The 21,981-nt window shown below is 50.3% G+C and carries 17 protein-coding genes; 11 read left to right on the top strand and 6 right to left on the bottom strand.

Annotated elements, in window-relative coordinates; genetic code table 11:
• Positions 1 to 34: 34 nt before the first annotated feature.
• The 3 genes from CRO74_RS13155 to tnpA all read left to right on the top strand — a co-directional run bounded on the left by CRO74_RS13155 (position 35) and on the right by tnpA (position 2,236).
• Complete coding sequence (locus CRO74_RS13155) at positions 35 to 1,267, top strand: cysteine desulfurase family protein (protein ID WP_097126511.1); 1,233 nt, start codon at positions 35 to 37, stop codon at positions 1,265 to 1,267.
• A gap of 19 nt (positions 1,268 to 1,286) precedes the next feature.
• Positions 1,287 to 1,550 (top strand): DUF2442 domain-containing protein, encoded by a 264-nt coding sequence (locus CRO74_RS13150; RefSeq protein ID WP_097126510.1) that lies wholly within the window; start codon positions 1,287 to 1,289, stop codon positions 1,548 to 1,550.
• A gap of 224 nt (positions 1,551 to 1,774) precedes the next feature.
• Complete coding sequence (gene tnpA, locus CRO74_RS13145) at positions 1,775 to 2,236, top strand: IS200/IS605 family transposase (RefSeq protein WP_097126509.1); 462 nt, start codon at positions 1,775 to 1,777, stop codon at positions 2,234 to 2,236.
• A gap of 669 nt (positions 2,237 to 2,905) precedes the next feature.
• Here the strand turns inward: tnpA and CRO74_RS13140 are convergent.
• The 6 genes from CRO74_RS13140 to dndC form a co-directional block, all read right to left on the bottom strand.
• Positions 2,906 to 4,228 (bottom strand): DGQHR domain-containing protein, encoded by a 1,323-nt coding sequence (locus CRO74_RS13140; protein ID WP_097126508.1) that lies wholly within the window; start codon positions 4,226 to 4,228, stop codon positions 2,906 to 2,908.
• Positions 4,229 to 4,230: 2 nt separating this feature from the next.
• The gene (locus tag CRO74_RS13135) at positions 4,231 to 4,806 is read right to left on the bottom strand and encodes a hypothetical protein (protein WP_097126507.1); all 576 of its coding nucleotides are present in this window, start codon (positions 4,804 to 4,806) and stop codon (positions 4,231 to 4,233) included.
• A 70-nt stretch (positions 4,807 to 4,876) separates the two neighbouring features.
• Complete coding sequence (locus CRO74_RS13130) at positions 4,877 to 6,466, bottom strand: DndE family protein (protein ID WP_097126506.1); 1,590 nt, start codon at positions 6,464 to 6,466, stop codon at positions 4,877 to 4,879.
• Positions 6,456 to 7,673 (bottom strand): AAA family ATPase, encoded by a 1,218-nt coding sequence (locus CRO74_RS13125; protein WP_097126505.1) that lies wholly within the window; start codon positions 7,671 to 7,673, stop codon positions 6,456 to 6,458. Before CRO74_RS13125 ends, CRO74_RS13130 begins: the two co-directional genes overlap by 11 nt.
• A gap of 8 nt (positions 7,674 to 7,681) precedes the next feature.
• Entirely contained in the window at positions 7,682 to 8,665 is a 984-nt protein-coding gene (locus tag CRO74_RS13120) for an HNH endonuclease (protein WP_097126504.1), read from the bottom strand.
• Positions 8,658 to 9,998 carry a DNA phosphorothioation system sulfurtransferase DndC gene (gene dndC, locus CRO74_RS13115; protein ID WP_097126503.1) on the bottom strand — a complete coding sequence of 447 codons (1,341 nt, stop codon included), beginning with the start codon at positions 9,996 to 9,998 and terminating at the stop codon, positions 8,658 to 8,660. The genes CRO74_RS13120 and dndC overlap by 8 nt, the downstream gene beginning before the upstream one ends.
• Before the next feature lie 495 nt (positions 9,999 to 10,493).
• Here dndC and CRO74_RS13110 point away from each other — a divergent pair, with 495 nt between their 5' ends.
• From CRO74_RS13110 to CRO74_RS13075, 8 genes are all read left to right on the top strand, one after another.
• Entirely contained in the window at positions 10,494 to 11,051 is a 558-nt protein-coding gene (locus CRO74_RS13110) for a gluconate 2-dehydrogenase subunit 3 family protein (RefSeq protein WP_097126502.1), read from the top strand.
• 29 nt (positions 11,052 to 11,080) lie between these two features.
• A complete protein-coding gene (locus tag CRO74_RS13105) occupies positions 11,081 to 12,790 on the top strand; it encodes a GMC oxidoreductase (protein ID WP_097126501.1) in 1,710 nt (569 codons plus the stop codon).
• Between the two features lie 193 nt (positions 12,791 to 12,983).
• Complete coding sequence (locus CRO74_RS13100) at positions 12,984 to 13,955, top strand: NAD(P)/FAD-dependent oxidoreductase (RefSeq protein WP_097126500.1); 972 nt, start codon at positions 12,984 to 12,986, stop codon at positions 13,953 to 13,955.
• A 152-nt stretch (positions 13,956 to 14,107) separates the two neighbouring features.
• Positions 14,108 to 16,273: an alpha-amylase family protein gene (locus CRO74_RS13095; protein WP_097126499.1), complete on the top strand. Its 2,166-nt coding sequence runs from the start codon at positions 14,108 to 14,110 to the stop codon at positions 16,271 to 16,273.
• A 175-nt stretch (positions 16,274 to 16,448) separates the two neighbouring features.
• Positions 16,449 to 18,218, top strand: a complete 1,770-nt coding sequence (locus CRO74_RS13090; RefSeq protein ID WP_097126498.1) for an L-lactate permease — start codon at positions 16,449 to 16,451, stop codon at positions 18,216 to 18,218.
• Between the two features lie 241 nt (positions 18,219 to 18,459).
• Positions 18,460 to 19,416 (top strand): D-2-hydroxyacid dehydrogenase, encoded by a 957-nt coding sequence (locus CRO74_RS13085; protein WP_097126497.1) that lies wholly within the window; start codon positions 18,460 to 18,462, stop codon positions 19,414 to 19,416.
• 84 nt (positions 19,417 to 19,500) lie between these two features.
• Positions 19,501 to 21,513 (top strand): alpha/beta hydrolase domain-containing protein, encoded by a 2,013-nt coding sequence (locus tag CRO74_RS13080; RefSeq protein ID WP_097126496.1) that lies wholly within the window; start codon positions 19,501 to 19,503, stop codon positions 21,511 to 21,513.
• Between the two features lie 114 nt (positions 21,514 to 21,627).
• The gene (locus CRO74_RS13075) at positions 21,628 to 21,921 is read left to right on the top strand and encodes a hypothetical protein (RefSeq protein WP_097126495.1); all 294 of its coding nucleotides are present in this window, start codon (positions 21,628 to 21,630) and stop codon (positions 21,919 to 21,921) included.
• Positions 21,922 to 21,981: the final 60 nt, after the last annotated feature.

Below are 21,981 nucleotides of genomic sequence, written 5' to 3'. Positions count from 1 at the left end.
TTCCCTTCTTTCTCAGGGCTGTGTATCTTTACGTATGATTTACCTCGACAACAACGCCACCACCAGGCTGGACCCGCGTGCGCTGGACGCCATGATGCCGTTTCTGACCGACAATTTTGCCAATGCGGCCAGTACGCACCCGTTTGGCGTTGGCGCGAGTGAAGCAGTCAAGCAGGCTCGCCAGCAACTTGCCGAGCTGCTGGTTTGCGAAACGCACGAGCTGGTTTTTACATCGGGCGCTACGGAAGCCATCAATCTGGCCATTAAGGGTGTTGCCGAAACATATCGGAATCAGGGGGCCAGCCGGGGTCCCGGACACATCATCACGGTTCAGACCGAGCACAAAGCCGTGCTGGATGTGTGCGCCTATCTGGAAAAACGGGGTCATGACGTCACGTATTTGCCAGTTCAGCCAGCCCGGAGCGCCGGCGCGGGGTTATTGGATTTGTCCGTATTAAAAGATGCGCTCCGGCCCGACACCATTCTGGTATCGGTCATGCTGGTGAATAACGAAACGGGCGTTATTCAACCCATTGAGGAAATTGCCCGGATCGCCCACGAAGCCGGTGCCTTATTTATGACCGACGCCACCCAGGCGGTGGGTAAACTGCCGATCAATGTGGATACCTCTTTGATTGATTTACTAGCTTTTTCCGGGCATAAGTTCTACGGCCCTAAAGGTGTGGGTGGTCTGTTTGTCCGGCAGCGACGGCTACAGGGTGGAGGATACCGGGCTGGATTGCCGAGTAAAGTAAAATTGGAAGCTTTGTTGCACGGTGGCGGTCATGAACGTGGGTTACGTAGCGGTACGCTTAATGTGCCGGGAATAGTCGGGATGGGAAAAGCCGCTGAATTGGCAAGGCTGGAAATGGCTGGCGCGAAAGAGACGCAATCGAAACGGGCTGGCGCATATGAGACGCAACGTATTGCATCTCTACTTGAAACGGCTCTACTTACTATTCCGGGTACACGGGTAAATGGTAATCGAGAACACCGGCTTTACAATACCACCAACATCTATTTCGAAAACTGCGACTCCGACGCGCTGATTATGGGTTTGGAAGGCATCGCCGTTTCCAATGGCTCGGCCTGTACAGCGGCTTCCATTGACCCCTCGCACGTACTGCTGGCGATGGGCCTGAGCGAAACCGAAGCCTTTTGCTGCCTGCGCTTCAGCCTGGGCCGGTTCAACACCGAAGCTGACGTAGTGGCGACAGTTGCCGCGATTAAAGGTGTTGTGGAGGAATTGAGGGCGTTGGTAGGATGAACTATCTAACTAAAAATCAATGAGAACGTTAACCGTGACAGAAGCTGAATATGTTGGTGAACATCGCTTACGAATACACTTTTCAGATGGCACATCGCAAGTGGTTGACTTCGGACCATTTTTGCTAAATTACCCACATCCACAGCACAATAAATACCGTCGATTAGCCAACTTTAAACGATTTAAGATTGAACGCGGCAACGTCGTTTGGGGGAAAGATTGGGATTTTATTTTCCCAGTTGCGCAATTGTATCAGGGGTATGTGGCTCCGGCAGTGTATTGAATGGGGATGAAGTCTACCCTATTAACACCACCCAGTAGTCCACTCAGATCGCTAATGACTTTGGTTAAAAAAGGTAAAGGGCATTGCCGTTTCCAATGGTTCGGCCTGTACAGCGGGGAGGAGTTGAGGGCGCTGGTGTAACCTCTTCTAAAAAGATAGTCAGAAATCGAGTTGACGTAGCGAAAACACTTACGTCAAATTGCTTCATTTCCTGACTCACTAAAATGCCAAACACCTACACCCAAATTCATCTCCAACTCGTGTTTGCCGTCAAACACCGCACTGCCGTCATTTCTTCCACCTGGAAATATGATCTCTACAACTATATAACAGGCATTATACATAATCATAACCATAAACTGATCGCTATTAATGGTATGCCAGACCACGTGCATATCCTGATCGGTATGCGCCCTACCCAATCACTTTCCGATCTGATGCAACAACTTAAACAAGACTCATCCAAATGGATTAATGACAAAAAACTGACTGGCAGCCGATTTTCCTGGCAAGAGGGATACGGTGCCTTTTCGTATGGTAAAAGCCAATTACAAGCCGTTATCAACTACATTGAGAATCAGGAAGAGCATCACCGAACGCGCACATTTTTAGACGAATACCGCCGGTTTTTAGATGTTTTCGGCATTGAGTACGACGAGCAATATCTATTCAAACCGCTGGAATAATGTCTCGTCCCTACGGGACGAAGGCTAGCAGAGGCTTTTTTCCTTGGCTACCGACGCCCTTGGCTATTATGTCCCTACGGGACGACATGTTTACATAAAAGTGCTGGCAAATAGGCCACTAAAAGCATAGCATCGGTAGAAACAAACACACGTACCCCATTTAACACCCGTCCCATAGGGACATAACAGCGCCAGCGTCGGTAGAAATAGAAACAATTACCCTCAAATTCGCTGTCCCGTAGGGACACAACAGCCAAAGGCGTAGGTAGAAACACCGTCATTCCCCCACAAAGCCATTGCCCCGTAGGGGCAAAACAGCGTAGCGTCACCGGGCCGTCGTTACGGAAGAGACAGAAGCCATTTTCCTCAAATCTGCTGTCCCGTAGGGACATAACGTCAAGCACTTTCGCATCGAGCGTGGCAACGTAGCCTGAGACAGCCACTGGGACTTGATTTTCCCCGTGGCGCAATTGCATCAGGGGTATGTGGGGCATGCGATGTATTGAATTACTAAATATCCTCCGTCAAAACTCGATGCATAGCACTGAAATAAACAGGCATTGGGCCATCAACCAGAATAATAGGTACAGCTCAATTTTGATCACAGATTCATAAAACTCAAGAGAAAAAGCGAGTGTTATAAACGATCGACTTACTTGTGATCAACCTTTAGTTTTTATCCAACAGTTCTCTTAATCTTTTCACTCTGTCATCAGAACTACTTTTAGGCGGCCATATTAACAAACTCAAGTCATAGTAAAAAACTTTAGCAGATCTACTCGTAAAAGGATAACGCTGTTGATCAGCAAAATCTACACTTACACATTTTCCAAGATACTCTTCGTATGTACTAATTTTATCTCTTCTATTATCTAATTTTTCAACAGCTAAAATATCTACTAGCAAACTTAGTAATGCTTGATAACCAACAGTTGTTTGCAATATATTTTGCGGTTTAGTATTATCTTCAAAATTCCACAATATAACCCCATTTCGCAGAAACGTATTTCTCACTGCTGAGAAAAAAGAAAATAAAATATCAGTAATAAATTGGTCATTATTTGTTGCGTAATAAAAGCGAAAGGGTAAGCTAGGATTAACATTAATAGAAAGCTCTTTTCTATCTCTAAACCTATCTCGTTCTGATTCTCGGATACTTGTACATATTAGTTCAATTAAGGATTTTACCATTGCTGCTTGAGTCAATGGAGGACTTTGATTCCTCTCATATCTTCCTCCATAAAGTTTTATTCTATTATAAAAGGGAGAACTTTTAAAACTATTTAAGGCCAATACAATTTCAAGTGATGTTTTTTGAGGAGTGTCCTTGTCTGTTAATCCAAAAAGGCTTGATACTAATCCAGCAGGAACAGTTTTTTGAGTTCTGTTAATAGTTGAAAAAATCATTGCTTGAAACTCTAGGGTAGGATCAATAAAAAAAGAAACCAACAAATTAATATTTAAAAGATTCATCAATTGCAATTTCTTTCTTTCTAGTGCTTTTTCAATATCTATTTTAAGTGATACTTCATATTTTTTTTGTAATTCAGCAATCTCTTGACTAATTCTCTCTATGGCTCGCTCAATTCCTCTTATCCTATGTTGTCCATCAATTATCGTAAGATATATATCTCCATTTACTTTTTTAACTTCAGAAAAAACAGATCTATCTAAAATAACCTTTACAGTAGACTCATCTATGTTTTCAATTGACTCTATAACCGGACTAGGTATAGACAACACAATATTTGTGGGGAAAAGAGCATCTGAATCCTCTATTAGAAAGTCTGCAATCTTTTCTACGCGTATGTTTTCAACTTTTCTTTGAATCTGCGGATTATATTCAGGTATATTATTTTCGTCATAATATACGATAAGTCTTTCTGTATAGCGAGTAAAAGTTAAGATTTGACCAATAGTGAAAATACTAATCAAAAATTCTTGATTATTTTGCTTAACCCTTTGGGCTGTGATTATATTATCCTTAATCATTTCTATTCGCCGTATTTTTGAGACAAACCTTTTTTAACCTCTTTTGCATCATCTCTAATCTCATCTCCTAATGACCTTTCTAACAAACGATCTTGCAATAAATATGCACATTTTGAAAATTTTAATGCAAATTTTATAAGTAGTACAGATATTATTATCTGTACAATAAGATACCAGGAAAACTCAAAAGGGCCTTTAATAACTTGAAAAATATAAAACAAAGCTATGACAATAAGTAGTATTTTAGAATATTCATCTATTTTAACTCTCAAAAGTCCAGTATCAGTTTCAAATACCTTTTCTTTTGATTTGTCGTATTTAAAAAGATTGATACCCATTGATCCAATTCTGTTCAAAGCTATCATTGGCAAACTCCCATTAAATATAATATTTACCCATGCTATCCATGTAAACTTGTCATTCGGCTTAAAAACAAAATAGCATACTAAAGATAAAAATATGACAAACATTGGATAAACGATGTTTGGCAATTTCCAGTACATTAATTCAGAGCTATTCGCTTTCTCTATTTTAGAGAGCAATTTATTTTCTTTATCATCAAAAAGAAATGGTATCATATTATTGAACACTCAATTAATGATTTTTAAATTTTCTTACTAAAATATATAAATTAAAGTGGAGGCTTTGTTACTTATTAAACCGTTCCAATTTCACCAACTCCCCTCGTTTAAATTCCTTCAAACTCGTTACGGCTTGTCCGTTTTCGATTTTCTCCATGCTGCGGGCTAATACTAAACCTTCTTTCTCGCTGTAGCCCAGGAAACGGCTCATGAGTTTCAGGTTTCGGTTCTTGATGTTGAGCAGGAAAACGTTGGCGCAGTTGGCCGAGAAATCCATGTCGGACTGAATGAACTCTTCGATTTGCTGCGACACTAACGCAATTATGACACCCTTCGAGCGGAGTTCGCGCAACATGGTATCCAGCAGGGCGCGGGATTTGGGTTCTTTAAATATGTTGTGCGCTTCGTCAATCAGGAATACGTAACGGATCGCCTGCATGGGGTTGCCCATACTGTCGGTTTCGACCGGGGCATCGTCCATCATGGCAAAGGTGTTGTAGATGTAATTAATCATCAGGAACGTAGCCGTAAACCGAACCGACGTTTCCAGATGAGCCCCCAAACTGACATAATAATTGCGGTTCAGGAAGCTGTCTTTTACGTCGGTAGCGGGGGCAAACAGTTCCAGCTCGCTCAGGCTATCCATAATCTGCGAGAGGGTGCCGGGTTTGCCGCCCGTTATGGTTTTCAACTCCTCATTCACATCGACCAGTGATGGATACGCGCCATTCTTTTTGGCGTCGAAAGCAGCTCGGGTGGCTTCTTTAAGTTGCTGCTGCTGTACCGGTCCCATCCGGGCCGCATACTTCATAATAATGTCTACAAACTTATTGATGCCCTGTATCTTGTTCTTCTCGTTGATATTGTCAATAAATGACAGAGGATTGAACGGGAAAGGCGTTTGCGGCACATCCAGATACTTAGCGCCGGTAGCATCGAAAAACGGTTGCCGCCGGGGAAGGTCGCCGGGTTGCATACCCTTAAAATCCAGGTAGATGAAGTTGATTGCCCCGCCAGATACCGCCGTGACCTGTTCCAGAAAACTCAATGCAAACTGCGTTTTGCCGCTGCCTGACTCACCCGCTACCGCAATGTGGGCGTTGCTGTGCAGGTCGATGTAGTTGAGCATGGCCGTTTGCTGTTCGCCCGACTCTATATCGTAGCCAATGTTGACCCGCAATGGGCCGGCAAAATACCCTTTCCGGATGGTCTGGTTGTGGTTGGTAACCGGTGTTAACGGCACATCGGCATCTTCGAGGGCTTCAATTCCCCGCTCAACTTCCTCGAACAGAAAATCCAGCCCGGTGTACGTTTTGTTCTGCTCAAACAGTTTGGCCATCAGTTCCAGGCCATCGTCCAAATGCATTTTGATGTACTTGGCCAGATTCCCATCCGTATTCGGTATCTGGTAGTGCTGGCATACCAACGCAATATAAAGCGACCGGTTTTTACCCAATAAAATCTGATCGGTATATTCTTTGCCTTTGCTGTCCTGCACATCGGTCTCGATGTTGAGCCGGTTCCCGCGCGACAACGAGTAGGCAAGAGCAATGCGGGCTACCACGTTCTCACTTAAACGCGTAGAACCGCCAATTCGACCGGTTAGGTCGGTAACGCGTTGCCGGTTGGCCTCCGACGTTTTAATATTAATCTGCATTGCTGGCGTAGAGTTGCGTATAGGTGTCGATGAGTGCGTTGGGAGCACAGGCGCGGAACTCCGGACGGTCGGGGTTCAGGTTATGAATCAGGAAGGTCTGTGCCACACGGGGCAGCAACATTTTGTATTCCCGTTTGGTCATTTCCTTGTTGATGAGCGGGAACAGAATAACCTGATCGGCAATGTTTGGGTAAAAGAATTTGATGATGTTTTCCGCGTGTTCTTCATCGAACTTCTGCATAGGCGAGTCGATAAATACCGGGAACTCAATCTGCGATTCCTCGACCAAACCACGCAGCAAAGCGGTAGCGTACATCTGCTGTTCGCCCTTCGAGAGCGAATCTTTCCGAATTTTTAAACCTTCTTTGTTGTAGAGATCAATCTCAATGTCTTCGCCGTAAATATTGACTTCAACTCGTTTGATGAACTCTTTTTTGTGCATCAACTGAGTCAGGCCATACAAAATCTGCGTTTCGAGCGATTGTTTCTTGTCCTGTTTGAATTGAACGATAAAGCGTTGTAACCCTGCAATCAGTATCTCGGTTTCCTCATCTTTTGCCCGGTATTGTTCCGACACGGTGAGTTTCCGCGTAATCTCGCTGATCTGCTTTTCAGCGTTGGCTTTACGATCTTCGCATTTACCAATGGTTTTGTAGTGTTCGCCAATCTGTTCGTCATTTTTAACGACCTTGAGGTTTAGCTCGTCACGGCGTCGGCGGTCGGCGGCAAGAATTGGGTCTTCCTGATTCGAGTCAGCAGCAGCCAACCGTTTGCGGGCATGGGTTAATTGGTTCTGCAACTGCGTCCGACGCTCATTGAGCCGCCGAAACGAGACACGAAAATCCTGTTTAAGATCAGTCAGAAAGCTATTGAGTAGCTGCGTTTCGGATGTTGAGAAATCATGTAGCAACTGAAAGTCGCTGGGTAAATCAGGCGTATCAGCGAAGAAATGTTTTTTGATTAGATTTTTTACGGTGTCGTGATAAAAACGATGCACCGAAGCGGGTACAACCTCCTTTAACTTGCGTTCTTCCGATAGTAAATCGGTTAGCAGTAGGTCAGACCGCTGACTAACATTTTCCTGTGTGCTTAGTGTAGTTTTATAGCTGGTTTCGTCTTCTACCTGTTGTACAACCTCCAACATACGCCCCCCAGCAATGGCGAACGGAATCTTTTCGAATGAATCCCGAAAGTCGTTCTGAAGCAAAGAAGCTTTTAACGCTTAAACGTATTCTTCCGATGCCATTCCAATGCCTCTACATCAGGAAGATAATCCTTACTTCTAGGCAGTTCAATTTTCTGTCCAGCTAGCGCTTTCAACGAATAAATGCTGGCGTCATTTTCCACGAACGTAGGAGAAACTATAACGCTGTAATCGTCGTCAATCGAAATTACTCCTTTATCGAACGCCCGGTGCAGGTTTGGGCAAAGCGCAATACCGTTAGTCGGATGATTGTTGAATGTTTTATAAAATGGTACAATATGGCAAGCGTCGACCATTGAGAAAGAATAAGGGGCCGATACACGAACGCCGGTGATGCAACACCTGTCATCGTAAAGCTTTACAACTTCACGACGAAAGAATGTCTCTCTGGAATGTATTTCAATCTCATACGTTTCAGCATTTAGCCGTTTCTTCAAACGCTTTATCCGGTCACTATATTCTATCGGCGTTTCTTCAAGCATTTCGCGTTTGATTTCGTTCAGCGTTGCATTACCATCAGAAGCTATTGTAATTGATTTACCTGGAAAGTACTTATCTAATAGTGCTTGACGCAGAATTGTCCGGGTATTATCATTCAGAAGGAGTTGGGCTAGATTAGGGTCAATTTCGGCGTAGGAAACGGCATTACTTAAACTGGAGAAGTTGGACAGATCTCCTGTTTGTACCCAAAGCTCACAACCCGGATTAGCCGCTAACTGCCACCAGTTTCCGTCTTCATTTTTCAATCGAAAAAACGGCATGGCAAAGCTCAACGTGTGACCCGTAGTGACTAGATTATTCCAGTTTGACTTGAAAATACTTGTGAGTTCAGGGGTGATGGGAATAGTATTGTCCGTTAGTAGGTTGCTTCCGTACCCTTGAATAACAGAAAGCAATATAAGTGGCTTGTGGGGCGCACTTTCTTTAATCTTCCCTCCGCCAGTATTCAGGTTGGTGAATGCATAAATATAGTAATCAAGTATTTTATCAGGCATGAACGGTACCCTTTATACGTCTGACCAAAAAACTCTCCAAGTGCTTTTCCAGGTCTTGTTGAAGGCCACGCTTATTCCGTAGCAAAGTTCTATTCCTTTGAAGAAGTAGCATCTCTTGAATCAGTTCAACGTGTTCGGGTTGGTCGGCGCAGGCTTCACGTAGTAATTCCTCTTCGCGGTAAAGCTTCTCAACATGCCGTGGCATAGCAAGGTTGGTGTTATAGATGCGGTTATAAATATCGGCTACTTTGGGCGTAAATACACTATCACGGAACCAGGTTAACTGAATGGCAACTAGTTCCTGATGGGTAATCAGTTCCATCATATCGCCTTGCGAGTCCTGAATTTCTTTTTGGGCTTCCAGTAGCATAGTCAGAAACTCAGCCCGGATTTTGGGCGTATACGGTCCCCAGGTATTATCATCGTCTTCTTTGTAGGCACTTTCGGTACGTCGGCGTTTTTCGCGGGAATCGCGGTTTGAGCGCTCCACCAGAATCTTGTTACGCAGTTCCATGAGCGGCTCCATCCAGTCGTCGCCGTTGCCAATGAGCCCTTCCATGCTTTTATCGCGGCTCACCACCGTACAAACCCAGCAACCGAACCGGCTATTGCCGCAAGAGGGCGTTGTTTCGTCAATCACGAGCGGGCAGTCGCCAGAGTTGGCGTTTCGATACAGCGTCACCAATTCCTTGTGCGTACCGCCCCAGGGTGGCGACACCTGCATCATGTATTGCCAGAGTTCGCCGGTTTCAATATCCCGGATGGGCGCATACACAAACGCATTAGGGAGTATGTGTTTACGCAACCGTTGCCCTTTCAGTTCGTGCCGTTTCATGGATCGGGCGCGGCTTTGGCTTTCGTCGGAGCGTGTACCCAGCAGGATAATGGCCTCCCCCGCTTCGCTGATTTTTTCCTGAATAAAGCGCGTAGTCGGGTTTATTTTGAGCCGTTCGGTACACCACCGGAACGAGTTAGTGGGAGCCGGATAGCCTTTACCAATCAGGTTGACCCAAAACGTATCTTCAAGCCGGGGTGTCGTGCGGTGTACGCTGATGGGTAATCCCTGCTGCGTTGCCGATTTCTGTAGCAACTTCAGTGTCCGATTTATGAACGAGACGATTTTGGGATTCTCGACCAACGTATCATTACAAACAACGTAAATATCGCGTTTCCGTAGCTCGGCCGGAATCTTCATCAGGGCTCGCCAAACCACTTGCAACAGCATGGTAGAGTCTTTACCACCACTAAACCCAATAATCCACGGACGAGGGTTTTCGTCGTAGAGATACTGGTCTGTAATTTCGGCTTCTATAAATGGGAGTTTGAGCGACATAACGATGGTGGGCTTGACGAAAGTAAAACTATTAATTGATAATATAGACTTAGCGCAAACAGAAGGTTGCAAAAAATGCAGAAATATACGGCTTGCAATCCGATTCACGATGTCTCTCTTTAGACGAATTCTATCCTAATACCCAAAGTCATTAACTGACAAAAAGTTACCCGGTGAATTTATTTTAGGGTTGATGGTAATTTCCTATGGGATGGCCCATAGGGCCCTAACAGCGCAGCGTCGGTAGAAATTCAGGGATTATCCACGTTCTCGGCGTGCCGTAGGTACGCAACAGAAGGGTTGTGTACCTACGGCAAACGTATCTTACGCATGGTGCTTTTTCTACCGACGCTACGCTATCATGTCCCTACGGGACGGCTCGTTGGTAACAATACCCTATTACCCTCCATCTTCCTATACTAAAATTCACCCCCCAACGCGGTATTATTTACCCTCAATCGCCTTTACTTAATACACTTTACTTCACTACAACGGATGAACAGACGGGAAGCATTATCACGGGTTAGCCTGATGCTGGGCGGAACCCTCTCGGCCCCGACATTGCTGGCCTTCGACCGCTGGAACCAGACGGCCCCACAAAACCGGATAAACGGCGCGTCGATGCTGACCGAAGAGCAGCGTGAAATTATGGCGCGGGTAACCGAACTTATCATTCCGAAGACAGATACGCCCGGTGCCGTCGATGCGGGCGTACCGGATTTTATTGAGATCATGCTGCGCGACTGCTACGCCAAACCCGCGCAGGATGTATTTCTGGCAGGGCTCAGCGATCTGGCGGGCAACCGTTTCCTGACAGGCTCGGCCGATCAGCAAACAACGCTCCTGAAACAGGTCGAAGCCCAGGCGATAGCCAACGCCAAAGCCGGTTCGGTGTCGTTCTGGCAATTGATCAAAGAACTGACCGTCTGGGGGTATTTTACATCGGAAGCGGGTGTTAAGGCATCGTTCGACTACCAGCCGAATCCGGGGAAATTCGAGGCCATCAAGATCAAGCCGGGTCAGAAAGATTTCATGTACGGCAACCAGGTTTAACCTCATTCACTACGTCGATCATTCATTCTATGAACCTGAATATAAACGCACAAAAAGCCCAAACCTTCGACGCCATCGTGGTGGGTTCCGGCATGACGGGGGGCTGGGCCGCCAAAGAACTGACCGAAAAAGGGTTGAACGTGCTCGTGCTGGAGCGCGGCTACGAAATCAAGCACGTTGAAGATTACAAAACGGCCATGCTGGACCCCTGGGAGTTCGAGCACCGGGGCAAGATCACGACGGTAGCCGCCGAAGAGCATTATGCCAGCATGTTCTTCTCGGCCAAAGAGGGTAGCCAGCTTAATTTCACCAACGATAAAGAGCATCCGTACATCCAGAAGCGGCCGTTCAACTGGATTCGGGGCTACCATACGGGCGGTAAATCGCTGATCTGGGGCAAACATACCTACCGCTGGAATCGGGAAGATTTCATGGCGAATGCCAAAGAGGGACTCGGTATCGACTGGCCCATTCGCTACGAAGACTTGGTGCCCTGGTACACCTACGTCGAAAAATTCGTGGGCATCAGCGGTCAGGCCGAAGGGTTGGCCGTTTTGCCGGACAGCACCTTTCTACCGCCTATGGCGATGACCGCCCCGGAAGCACATTTCAAAAAATCCGTCGCGCAGAAATTAAATCGCCCCATAACGATGGGTCGGGTAGCGCACCTCACCAAGCCGCAGCCCTGGCATACGGCGGTGGGGCGGGCGAGTTGTCAGTTTCGGAACCGCTGCACGCGGGGCTGTCCGTTCGGGGCATATTTCAGCTCACTGGCGGCCACGCTGCCAGCCGCCCGGAGCACCAACCGGCTGACGATCATTCACAATGCCATCGTGCAGGAGATTATTCTGGACGATCACGCCCAGAAAGCCAAAGGCGTGCGGGTCATTGACCAGAATACGATGGAGGTGCGGGATTTCTACGCCAAAGTGCTGTTCCTGAATGCGGGAACCATTGGCTCCACATCGATCCTGATGAACTCAAAATCAGCCCGCTTCCCCAACGGACTCGGCAACGACAGCGATCAGTTGGGCCGCAACCTGATGGACCACCACCTGGCCGTTGGTGCCAGAGCCGACATTCCCGGTTTTGAAGACGATCACTATTTCGGGGCGCGTCCGGGCAGTCTGTACATCCCGCGTTTCCGGAACTGGGGCAAGGATAAACGCGATTACCTGCGTGGGTTCGGGTATCAGGGCGGAGCCGCCCGCGCCGACTGGTCGAGGGGTGGTACAGAACCGGGTTTCGGGGCCGATTTCAAGAAGAAAATGACGCAGCCCGGTCCCTGGAAAATGAGCCTGACCGGCTTTGGCGAAGTGCTGCCCGACCCGAATAACCGGTTCTACCTCAGCCCCGACAAAACCGACAAATGGGGTCTGCCACAGGTCGTTTTCGACGCCGATTTCAGCGCCAACGACCGGGCCATGCGGAAAGACATTATGAACGACGGAGCCGAAATGCTGGAAGCCGCCGGTTTCAAAAACGTGGTTCCGTACGATAACCCGGCGGCACACATGGGCCTGGGCATTCACGAAATGGGAACCGCCCGCATGGGCAAAGACCCCAAAACGTCGGTGCTCAACAAGTACAACCAGGTACACACCTGCAAAAACGTATTTGTCACGGATGGCTCGGCCATGGCGTCGGCTTCAAACGTCAACCCCTCGCTGACCTACATGGCCCTCACCGCCCGAGCCGCCAGCTATGCCGTAGCGCAGCTGAAAGCGAAGAGTTTGTGAGTATCAGACAGCATGGCTCCGGCCACCCGGCCTGCTGTCTGGCCGTCAGGCAATAAAGTCACCAAACCAAGTTTACTTACTTAGGTTAAGTAAGCGGGCGATCAACGCAGTTTACGGCTCTGGGCCGCAGGAAGAAACGTTTTTTGCCTTACGGCCAGACAGCAAGATGCTGTCTGATACAAATTTCAACTAAATGCCATCTTCTTTAATTATTGGTGCGGGTATGGCCGGTCTGACCGCTGCCCGCGAATTACGTTTACAAGGTTGGGACGTTGTCGTTCTGGATAAAGGCCGGGGCATTGGCGGACGCATGGCGACCCGGCGCATCGAACAGGCCCGCGCCGATCATGGTGCCCAGTACTTCTCGGCCACGACGCCCGAATTTCAACGAGTCGTTCAGGATTTATTGACCGAAAAGGTCATTACCCAATGGGAACCCGAAGCAGACAGCCCGGCTGATCATGCCATTGAAAAACCGCATTACGTTGGGGTGGATGGCATGAACGCCGTAGCGAAAGCCCTGGCCCAAGACCTGATCGTACACACGACCGAAACGGTCATTTCCTTTCGCGTTGACGGTAGCCAATGGCTCGTGGAAACGGAATCGGGCGGGCACTACCGGGCCGATGCGTTGCTGATCACCATCCCGGCTCCGCAGGCCTTGGCACTGGTTGAGAAAAGCGGATTTCCAATAACAACGGCGGATAAATCAGCCCTCTCGACTATTTCTTACCAACCCTGCATTGCGGTGATGGTAGCGCTAAACAAGCCCAGCCGACTCCCCGCCCCCGGTGCCATTCGCTACGAAACCGGCGATATTGCCTGGGTTGTGGACAACGGGCAAAAAGGCATCTCTCCTGCTCAACCGTCGGTCACCATACACGCCAGCGCCGACTTCAGCCAAACTCATTTCGACGATGACCTCAACGCAATTGGTCGTCAACTTGCCGATCAGCTAGCGAACCTGATTCCATCTGACAGCATCAGCACGATTCAGGTACACCGCTGGCGCTACAGCCTGGCCGACCAGCGGCACCCGGCCCCGTTTTTGGCTGTAGAAGCCCCGCTCCCACTGCTTTTCGGTGGCGATGGCTTCGGCGATGGCAACGTGGAAGGAGCATTTACGTCGGGCTTTCAGATGGCTGGTCGTACCACGGCTCTTTAGTCCGTGCAGCCGTCAGGCTAAAATAAGACCTGGAATTTTTAGTCTGATGGCTACGCGGACTAAAGAGCCGCGGTACGTAATCAGAGTAGAATACGACCAAAATAAACTCTGCTTTTTGAAGAACCTGTCGTGTTCACCCCGGCCCTTACCTCATGGAACGAAGAGAGTTTATTAAGACCACCGGTCTGATCGGTGGTGCCTACGCACTGGCTAGTCATCCGCTGGTTGCCAATGTCGTGTCGCCGACGGAAACACGCTGGCTCGACGGGCCGATGCGGTGGGCGCAACTGGCGTTTGTGGAACGCGACCCCGGCCATTACGACCCCGATTTTTGGCTCAGTTACTTCAAACGGATTCATGCCGATGGGGCGTTACTCAGTGCCGGTGGCGTGGTGGCTTTTTACCCGACCAACATTCCCCTCCACCACCGAAGCGATTACCTGGGCAACTCCGACACGCTGGGCTATCTGGTAGAAGGCTGTAAGAAGCAGGGCATAAAGATCATGCTCAGGACCGATCCCCATGCCGCCCGTCAAAACGTGTACGACGCTCACCCCGACTGGATTGCGGTCAACGTCGACGGCAGCAAACGCCGGCACTGGGCTAACCCGGAGTTATGGGTCACCTGCTCGCTCGGGCCGTACAACTTCGAATTTATGCCCCAGGTGAATAAAGAGATCATGGAGCGATTTCAGCCCGAAGGCATTTTCTCTAACCGCTGGGCCGGTCACGACGTTTGCTACTGCGAACACTGTACCCGAAATTTCAAAACGGCAACGGGTCTCGAACTGCCGAAAAAAATAGAACGACTCGACCCGACCTACCGCAAATGGGCCGACTGGCGAATGAAACGCCTGCGGGAAGTCTGGGCCTTATGGGATGCGGGCATTCGGCAGCAACGACCAGCCTCCCGGTTTATTCCCAACGGCTTTCCCGACAAAATTGTAACGGGTAAAGAAGCCGATCTTTTCTTCGCCGACCAGCAGGCCCGGCGTGGGCTCATGGCTCCGTGGTCGAATGGGAAAGGGGCCAAAGAACTGCGCTCGACACTGGGCATGAAACCCCTGATCGGGATTTTCAGCGTGGGCATCGAAGAAGAATACCGCTGGAAAGACTCCGTGCAGAGCGACGCCGAAATCCGAATCTGGGTAGCCGAAGGAACCGCCAATGGAATGCGCCCGTGCTTCGTCAAATTCGGGGGCGACATCTACGACAAACGCTGGATGGAGGCCGTAGCGAAGGTCTACGAAGGCTACCACAAAAACGAAAAATACCTCCGCAATACCGCGTCGATGGCCCGCGTGGGTGTGGTGTATTCCGAGCAGACGGACCGCAATTACGGCGGCAAACCCTGGCAGCAGAAAAGCAGCGACCACCTCGACGGCATCTACCAAACGCTGGTCGAGAGCCGGGTTCCGTTTGATATGGTGAACGACCGCCTGCTCACCCCCGACAATCTGAAGCGGTTCAAGCTACTGATTCTCCCCAACATTGCCGCCCTTTCCGACAGCCAGTGCCAGCAATTACAGGCGTTTGTCAACGGGGGAGGCAGTCTGGTGGCGACCTTCGAAACGTCGCTTTACGACGAGGAAGGCAACCAGCGCCCGGATTTCGGTCTGGCCAGTTTGCTGGGGGTGTCGTACAATCAGAAGGTAGAAGGGCCGATGCGAAACAGTTACCTGCACCTCCGCCACGATGCCAAAAACAGCCAAAGCCAGACTATTTTGAAAGGCCTTGACGGTACGCCCCGCATCATCAACGCCATTTATAAAGTCGACGTGAAACCCACGGCAACCTTCCCCAGCCCGGTTACGCTCATCCCGACCTATCCCGATTTGCCGATGGAAGATGTGTACCCGCGCGTGGCCGAAACCGATACGCGGGAAATCTACCTGCGGCAAGTGGGCAAAGGCCGCGTCGCGTACATCCCCGGCGATCTGGACCGCTCGTTCTGGCAACTGCTGAATGTGGACCACGGCCAGTTACTCAGCAACGTCATTCACTGGGCGCTCGATGAACAACCCATTACTACCGTAACGGGGCCGGGCGTGATTGACGTGAACGTCTGGCGGCAGGCCAGCTCCATGACCGTCCACCTGGTCAACCTGACGAATCCCATGATGATGAAAGGCCCGTTCCGGGAGCTAATTCCGGTCGACGCCCAGGTATCCGTTCAGGTTCCGGCGGGGGCCAAGGTGACGGGCGTAAAACTGCTCATGAGCGGCCAAACGCCAAAATTTGAGGTCAAAAATGGTCAGGTAATGGTCAATGTGCCAAAGGTTCTTGATCACGAGATTGTGGCGCTGGATCTGGCGTGAACTGGCTGAGTGTACAACGGAGTGGTACTCCGTTGAAGCCGCGTAGCGGCTAATTTATCAGTTAGCGGTTAGCCTGACGGCTTCAACGGAGTACCACTCCGTTGTACATTCAGCCAGCTCACAACATCACAGTAAATTATTAAAATACGTCTTACCCAATAACCACCCACCCCCTATGGCCTGGAAACAAGTTATTGACCCATTCAACAACATCGCGTTATCCGTTCTGGTCGCGCTGATACCCATCCTATTCATTTTCTGGGCGCTGATTATTCGGAAGATGAAAGGCTATCAGGCCAGTTTGATCGCTACGGGTCTGGCTATGCTGATCGCCACGCTGGTGTATGGGATGCCCGTTGGGTTGGCTCTGCTGTCGGCGGCACATGGGGCCTTGTATGGCTTGTTTCCCATTTGCTGGCTGGTGATCATGGCCGTTTTTCTGTTCAACCTCACCGTCAAAAGTGGGCAGTTCGAAATCATTAAACACGTGATGGGGGGCATCACCGCCGACCGGCGATTGCAGGCTTTGCTGATCGCCTTCTCCTTTGGCTCCTTTCTGGAGGGTACTGCTGGGTTTGGCGCTCCGGTGGCCATTACGGCAGCAATGCTGGTGGGGCTGGGGTTCAATCCGCTTTATGCGTCGGGCATTTGCCTGATTGCCAACACCGCCCCAGTGGCGTTTGGCTCCATCGGTATTCCCATTACGGTGGCCTCGCAGGTGTCGGGGATTCCGGAGCTGCCCATCTCGCAGATGGTAGGCCGGACACTGCCGATTCTCTCTGTCATGCTTCCGTTTTATCTGGTGAGCATCATTGCCGGGTTCCGAAAAGCGCAGGAGATTTGGCCAGCGGTGTTGGTATCGGGGGTTTCGTTTGCGTTACTGCAGTATCTCTCATCCAATTTTTTAGGGCCTGCGTTGCCCGATGTTATCGCCGGACTGGGGTCAATCATCTGCCTGATGGCCTTTCTGCGAGTCTGGAAGCCGAAAACCATCTGGCGTTTTGATAACGAACCAGCCGCCACGGTCGATACCAGTATCAGCTACACCGCCGGGCAGGTGATTCGGGCGTGGTCGCCGTTTATTGTCCTGACAATTATCATTATATCCTGGGGTGTGCAACCCATCAAAGACGTTTTGAATGCGAAGGGACTGACACAATTCGAGTTTCCCGGTCTGCACAACGCCATTCTGGGCAACGATGGCAACCCAATACCCAAGCTCTTTAAGGTCAACTACCTCTCGGCGGCCGGAACCGCTATTTTATTGGCAGCGCTCATCGCCATTCCGCTGGTGGGGCTGACGTACAGAACGGGGTTGACTGTGTTTGGGGAGACACTGAAGCAATTGCGGTTCCCGATTCTGTCGGTGGCCTCGGTACTGGCGTTCGCGTACATTCTAAACGACTCCGGCATTACGCTAACGCTGGCCGCTGTGCTTGCGAGTACGGGTCTTTTGTTTCCCTTTTTCGCCCCCGTGCTGGGCTGGCTGGGTGTTTTCATTACGGGTTCCGATACATCGGCCAATGCGTTGTTCAGCAAACTTCAGTACGCTACGGCCCAGTCTATCGGTGTAGACCCGGTGGTGACGGTGGCGGCCAATGTGTCGGGGGGCGTGGTGGGCAAGATGATTTCGCCCCAGTCCATTGCCGTAGCGGCCGCAGCCGGTAATCTGGTCGGCCAGGAGTCGCAGTTGTTCCGTTTTACGGTCAAGCACAGTTTTTTCATGCTGATCTTCATCTGTTTTCTGACGCTGGCGCAGGCTTACGTACTGAAATGGATGATTCCGGTCTACGAAATGCTCGACGGCAAAAAAGCCGCCGTTCTGCCAGATCTGACAAAAGGGTATTTGTATCTGGGTATATTGACCGTGGTTTTGGCGGTAATTGTGACTGCAATTATGGCCGTGACGAGAAAAAATAAACAGATACCAAAATTGGTTAATTGATCTTTTTCAGCCCATGGCTTTAGCCGTGGGTTCCGTGGGGTTCCAACGAAAATCTACCATTCAATCTAACCGTTTCAACGGTTTGGCGTCTATAAAAACCGTTGAAACGGTTCAATATTATCGGGTTTCAATTTGATAACCCACCGCACCCACAAAACCCACGGCTGAAGCCGTGGGCTGATACAAAATTCGGTCTATTAATGGACCGTTTATCAACAATACAACCAAGAAACAACCTATAATGAAGATTGTCGTATTAGATGGTTACACCCTGAATCCGGGTGATTTATCCTGGGAAGGCGTTGAAAAACTGGCCGACGTAACGGTCTATGACCGGACGCCCGCTGACAAAATCGTGGAACGGGCGCAGGACGCCGACATTATTTTCACCAACAAAACGCCCCTCGACGAGGCAACGCTCAACCAATTACCCAACCTGAAATTCATCAGCGTACTCGCTACGGGATTCAACATTGTCGACATCGCCACCGCCAAAAAGAACGGCGTTGTGGTGAGTAATGTCCCCGGCTATGGTACGCCCTCCGTTGTTCAGTTGACCTTTGCATTGTTGCTCGAATTAACCCTCCATGTGCAACGACACAGCGATTCGGTACGGGATGGCAAGTGGGCGCGGTCGGTGGATTTCTGCTTCTGGGATTACCCGTTGATCGAGCTGGCGGGCAAAACGATGGGCATCCTTGGGTTCGGAAGTATTGGCGAAAAAGTGGCCGATGTCGCCACGGCTTTCGGCATGAACATCATTGGCTCCAAACGGAACCGCACCGACCAGTCGCACCGGACTAACTTCAAGTGGGCGGAGACGCCCGAACTGCTGGCCGAGTCGGATGTGGTGAGCATCCACACGCCGTTGGTGCCCGAAACACAGGGACTGATCAACAAAGAAAATCTGACGCTCATGAAGCCCTCGGCCTTTCTGCTCAACACCTCGCGCGGGCCGATCATCGTGGATCAAGACCTGGCCGATGCGCTGAACAATGGCGTCATTGCCGGTGCGGGTATCGACGTATTGTCCAAAGAACCGCCCCTGCCCGACAACCCGTTATTTACCGCCAAAAACTGCCTGATTACGCCCCACATCGCCTGGGCCACCACCGAAGCCCGCGCCCGGCTGATGGCTATCACCGTTGAGAATCTGGCCGCGTTCCTAAACGGCAAGCCGGTAAATGTGGTGAATTAAGTAGCATGTCTGGGCCAAGCTCCAGCTTGGCCGTTGTAGTCTAATTTCAACGGCCAAGCTGGAGCTTGGCCCAGACACAGCCATATGCTTGCTCGTTTGCTCTTTTTGCTAAGTCTACTGATCGCCTTCACGGCGCAGGCGCGCATCATCCGCATCGAGATCACCAGCGTTCAATCGCCTACCTTCGAAGGGAAAGCATTCGGGCGGGTGGGTACTTACGAGAAACTGCGGGGTAAAGCCTATGGCGAACTCGACCCGAATAGCCCGCAAAATGCGCTGATTACGGACATTATCCTGGCTCCCCGTAATGCAAAAGGCATGGTGGAATACGTCATAGATATTTATATTCTTAAACCCATCGACCTCAGCCGAGGTAACCACAAGCTCTTTTTGGAAATCAACAACCGGGGTGGAAAGCTCTTCGGTGGGTTCAACAAAAGCAGTAATGGCAATGACCCGACCACGGCCGCTCAGGCTGGCGATGGCTTTCTGATGAATATGGGCTATACGCTGGCCTGGAATGGCTGGGACTGCTCGGCCCCACCAACCAATAACAATCTGACCATCAGCGTACCCATTGCCCATAATGCCGATGGCTCATCCATTACGGGGCCGTCCTACGAATACATCTCGTTCGACAATGCAACTTCGTTGACGTATGCGCTTGCTTATCCGGTCGCCACGCTGGAAAAAGCAAAGGCGACACTCACCGTACGCGATCATCTTGGCGACCCCCTCACTGTTATTCCGGCCGATGGCTGGGAGTACGCCAGCGATAAAACCATCCGGCTGTTGCCCGCCGGGACACCCTTCCGGCAAAGTGCCATTTATGAGTTCAACTATACAGCCAAAGACCCCGTTGTGGCCGGTATCGGCTTTGCGGCTACGCGCGATTTTGTTTCGTTTTTGCGCTATGCCACCGCCGATGACTTCGGTAATCTGAACCCGCTGGCAAACGACATCCAGTACACGTTTTCGTATTCGCTTTCGCAGCCCGCCCGCTACGTCAATGATTTCCAGACGCTGGGTTTCAATGCCGATGAACAGAACCGGCGGGTGCTGGACGGTATCGAAAACTGGCTCGGCGGGGCCAGTGGCATTGCCCTCAACTACCGCTTCGCCCAACCGTCACGCACGGAGCGCAACCGCCAGAATCACTTGTATCCCGAAGGTATTTTCCCCTTTGCCTATCCCGTCCTGACCGACCCGCTGACGGGGAAAACCGCCGGACGGCTGGCCCGATGCACCGCGAGCAACACCTGCCCGAAGGTCTTCGAGATCAACTCCGCCAACGAGTATTGGGTGAAAGCCGCGTCGCTGCTGCATACCGACAGCCGGGGCAATGACCTCCCCGCCCCCGCTAACGTCCGGTTTTATCTGGTATCCGGGGCGCAACATGGTACCGGGAATGAGACTAGTCGGGGCACTTGTCAGCAATTTCAGAACCCAACCAACGGCGAACCAACCCTACGGGCGCTCTTCATGGCGCTTGATGCCTGGGTAACCAAGGGCGTTGCCCCACCGGCTAGCAAAATCCCAAAAAAATCAGATGGAACGGCGGTTGTTGCCATCCCGCAGCCCGGCTCTCAAACCGGACTAGTCCCTCAAGCCGCCCTCGGCTGGCCCACGATTCCGGGCGTAACCTACACGGGGCTTATTACCACCCGCTACCTGCTCGACTTCGGTCCGTCGTTTAATCAGGGCATTGTATCCACTTTTCCAACAACGGTATCGGGCCGACCATCCTATGCGAGTTTCGTATCGAAAGTCGATCAGGACGGCAACGAAGTAGCGGGGATTCGGTTGCCGCCGGTGGCCGTACCCATTGCTACGACAACCGGCTGGGCCTTGCGCCGGACAGAATACGGCGAAAATGACGGTTGTGAGGGCGCGGGGCAAAACATCCCGTTTAAAGCCACCAAAGCCGAACGCCTAGCCGCCAATGACCCTCGTTTGTCGGTACAAGAGCGTTATCGAACGCACGAGGGTTACGTAGAAGCCGTTCGACAGTCGGTGCGGAAGCTGATCGAACAACGGTTTTTACTGGCAGAAGATGCCGAAATGTACATCAAAGCGGCTCAGGAGAGCAAGTTGTAGGGCGGTCCGACGTGTCGGCGGTCGGCACTACACCCGCACACTAAATATCCCAGCTTTTGATAGCTCATCGCTGTTATATGTAGTTACTATCATAACAATTGATCAACTACAGAAATGAACAAGCAACTAATCGTACATATACTGGTGTTGGCGACCTTGACCTTTACCGCTCAGGCCCAGTCAGGAAGCACAAAAACGAGTAAACCAAAATCTGCCAGAGGTACCACGTCCACCACAGTCGTCATTGACAGTGCATCCAATGCCGGTGCCACCAACGACGGAGCCAGTGGACAAAGCGGCCGACCGATGGCCATTCCATCCAGCACAACGGCGCAGGCATCGTCTGTCAAAAGTCAGGAACGAGCCACTCGTAAGGTAAAGCGGAGTTCGCGGAGCAATCAGCGGTAAACGGCGTTTCTGAAGTGCCTAAGCTTAATTGACAGCACGTTGAAATCCAGTGTAGACGAA

It is taken from the genome of Spirosoma fluviale (genome assembly GCF_900230225.1).
GTDB classification, from domain to species: Bacteria; Bacteroidota; Bacteroidia; order Cytophagales; family Spirosomataceae; genus Spirosoma; species Spirosoma fluviale.
Note: the sequence above shows the minus strand (reverse complement) of the source record. Positions and strands in the feature narration are given on the sequence as shown.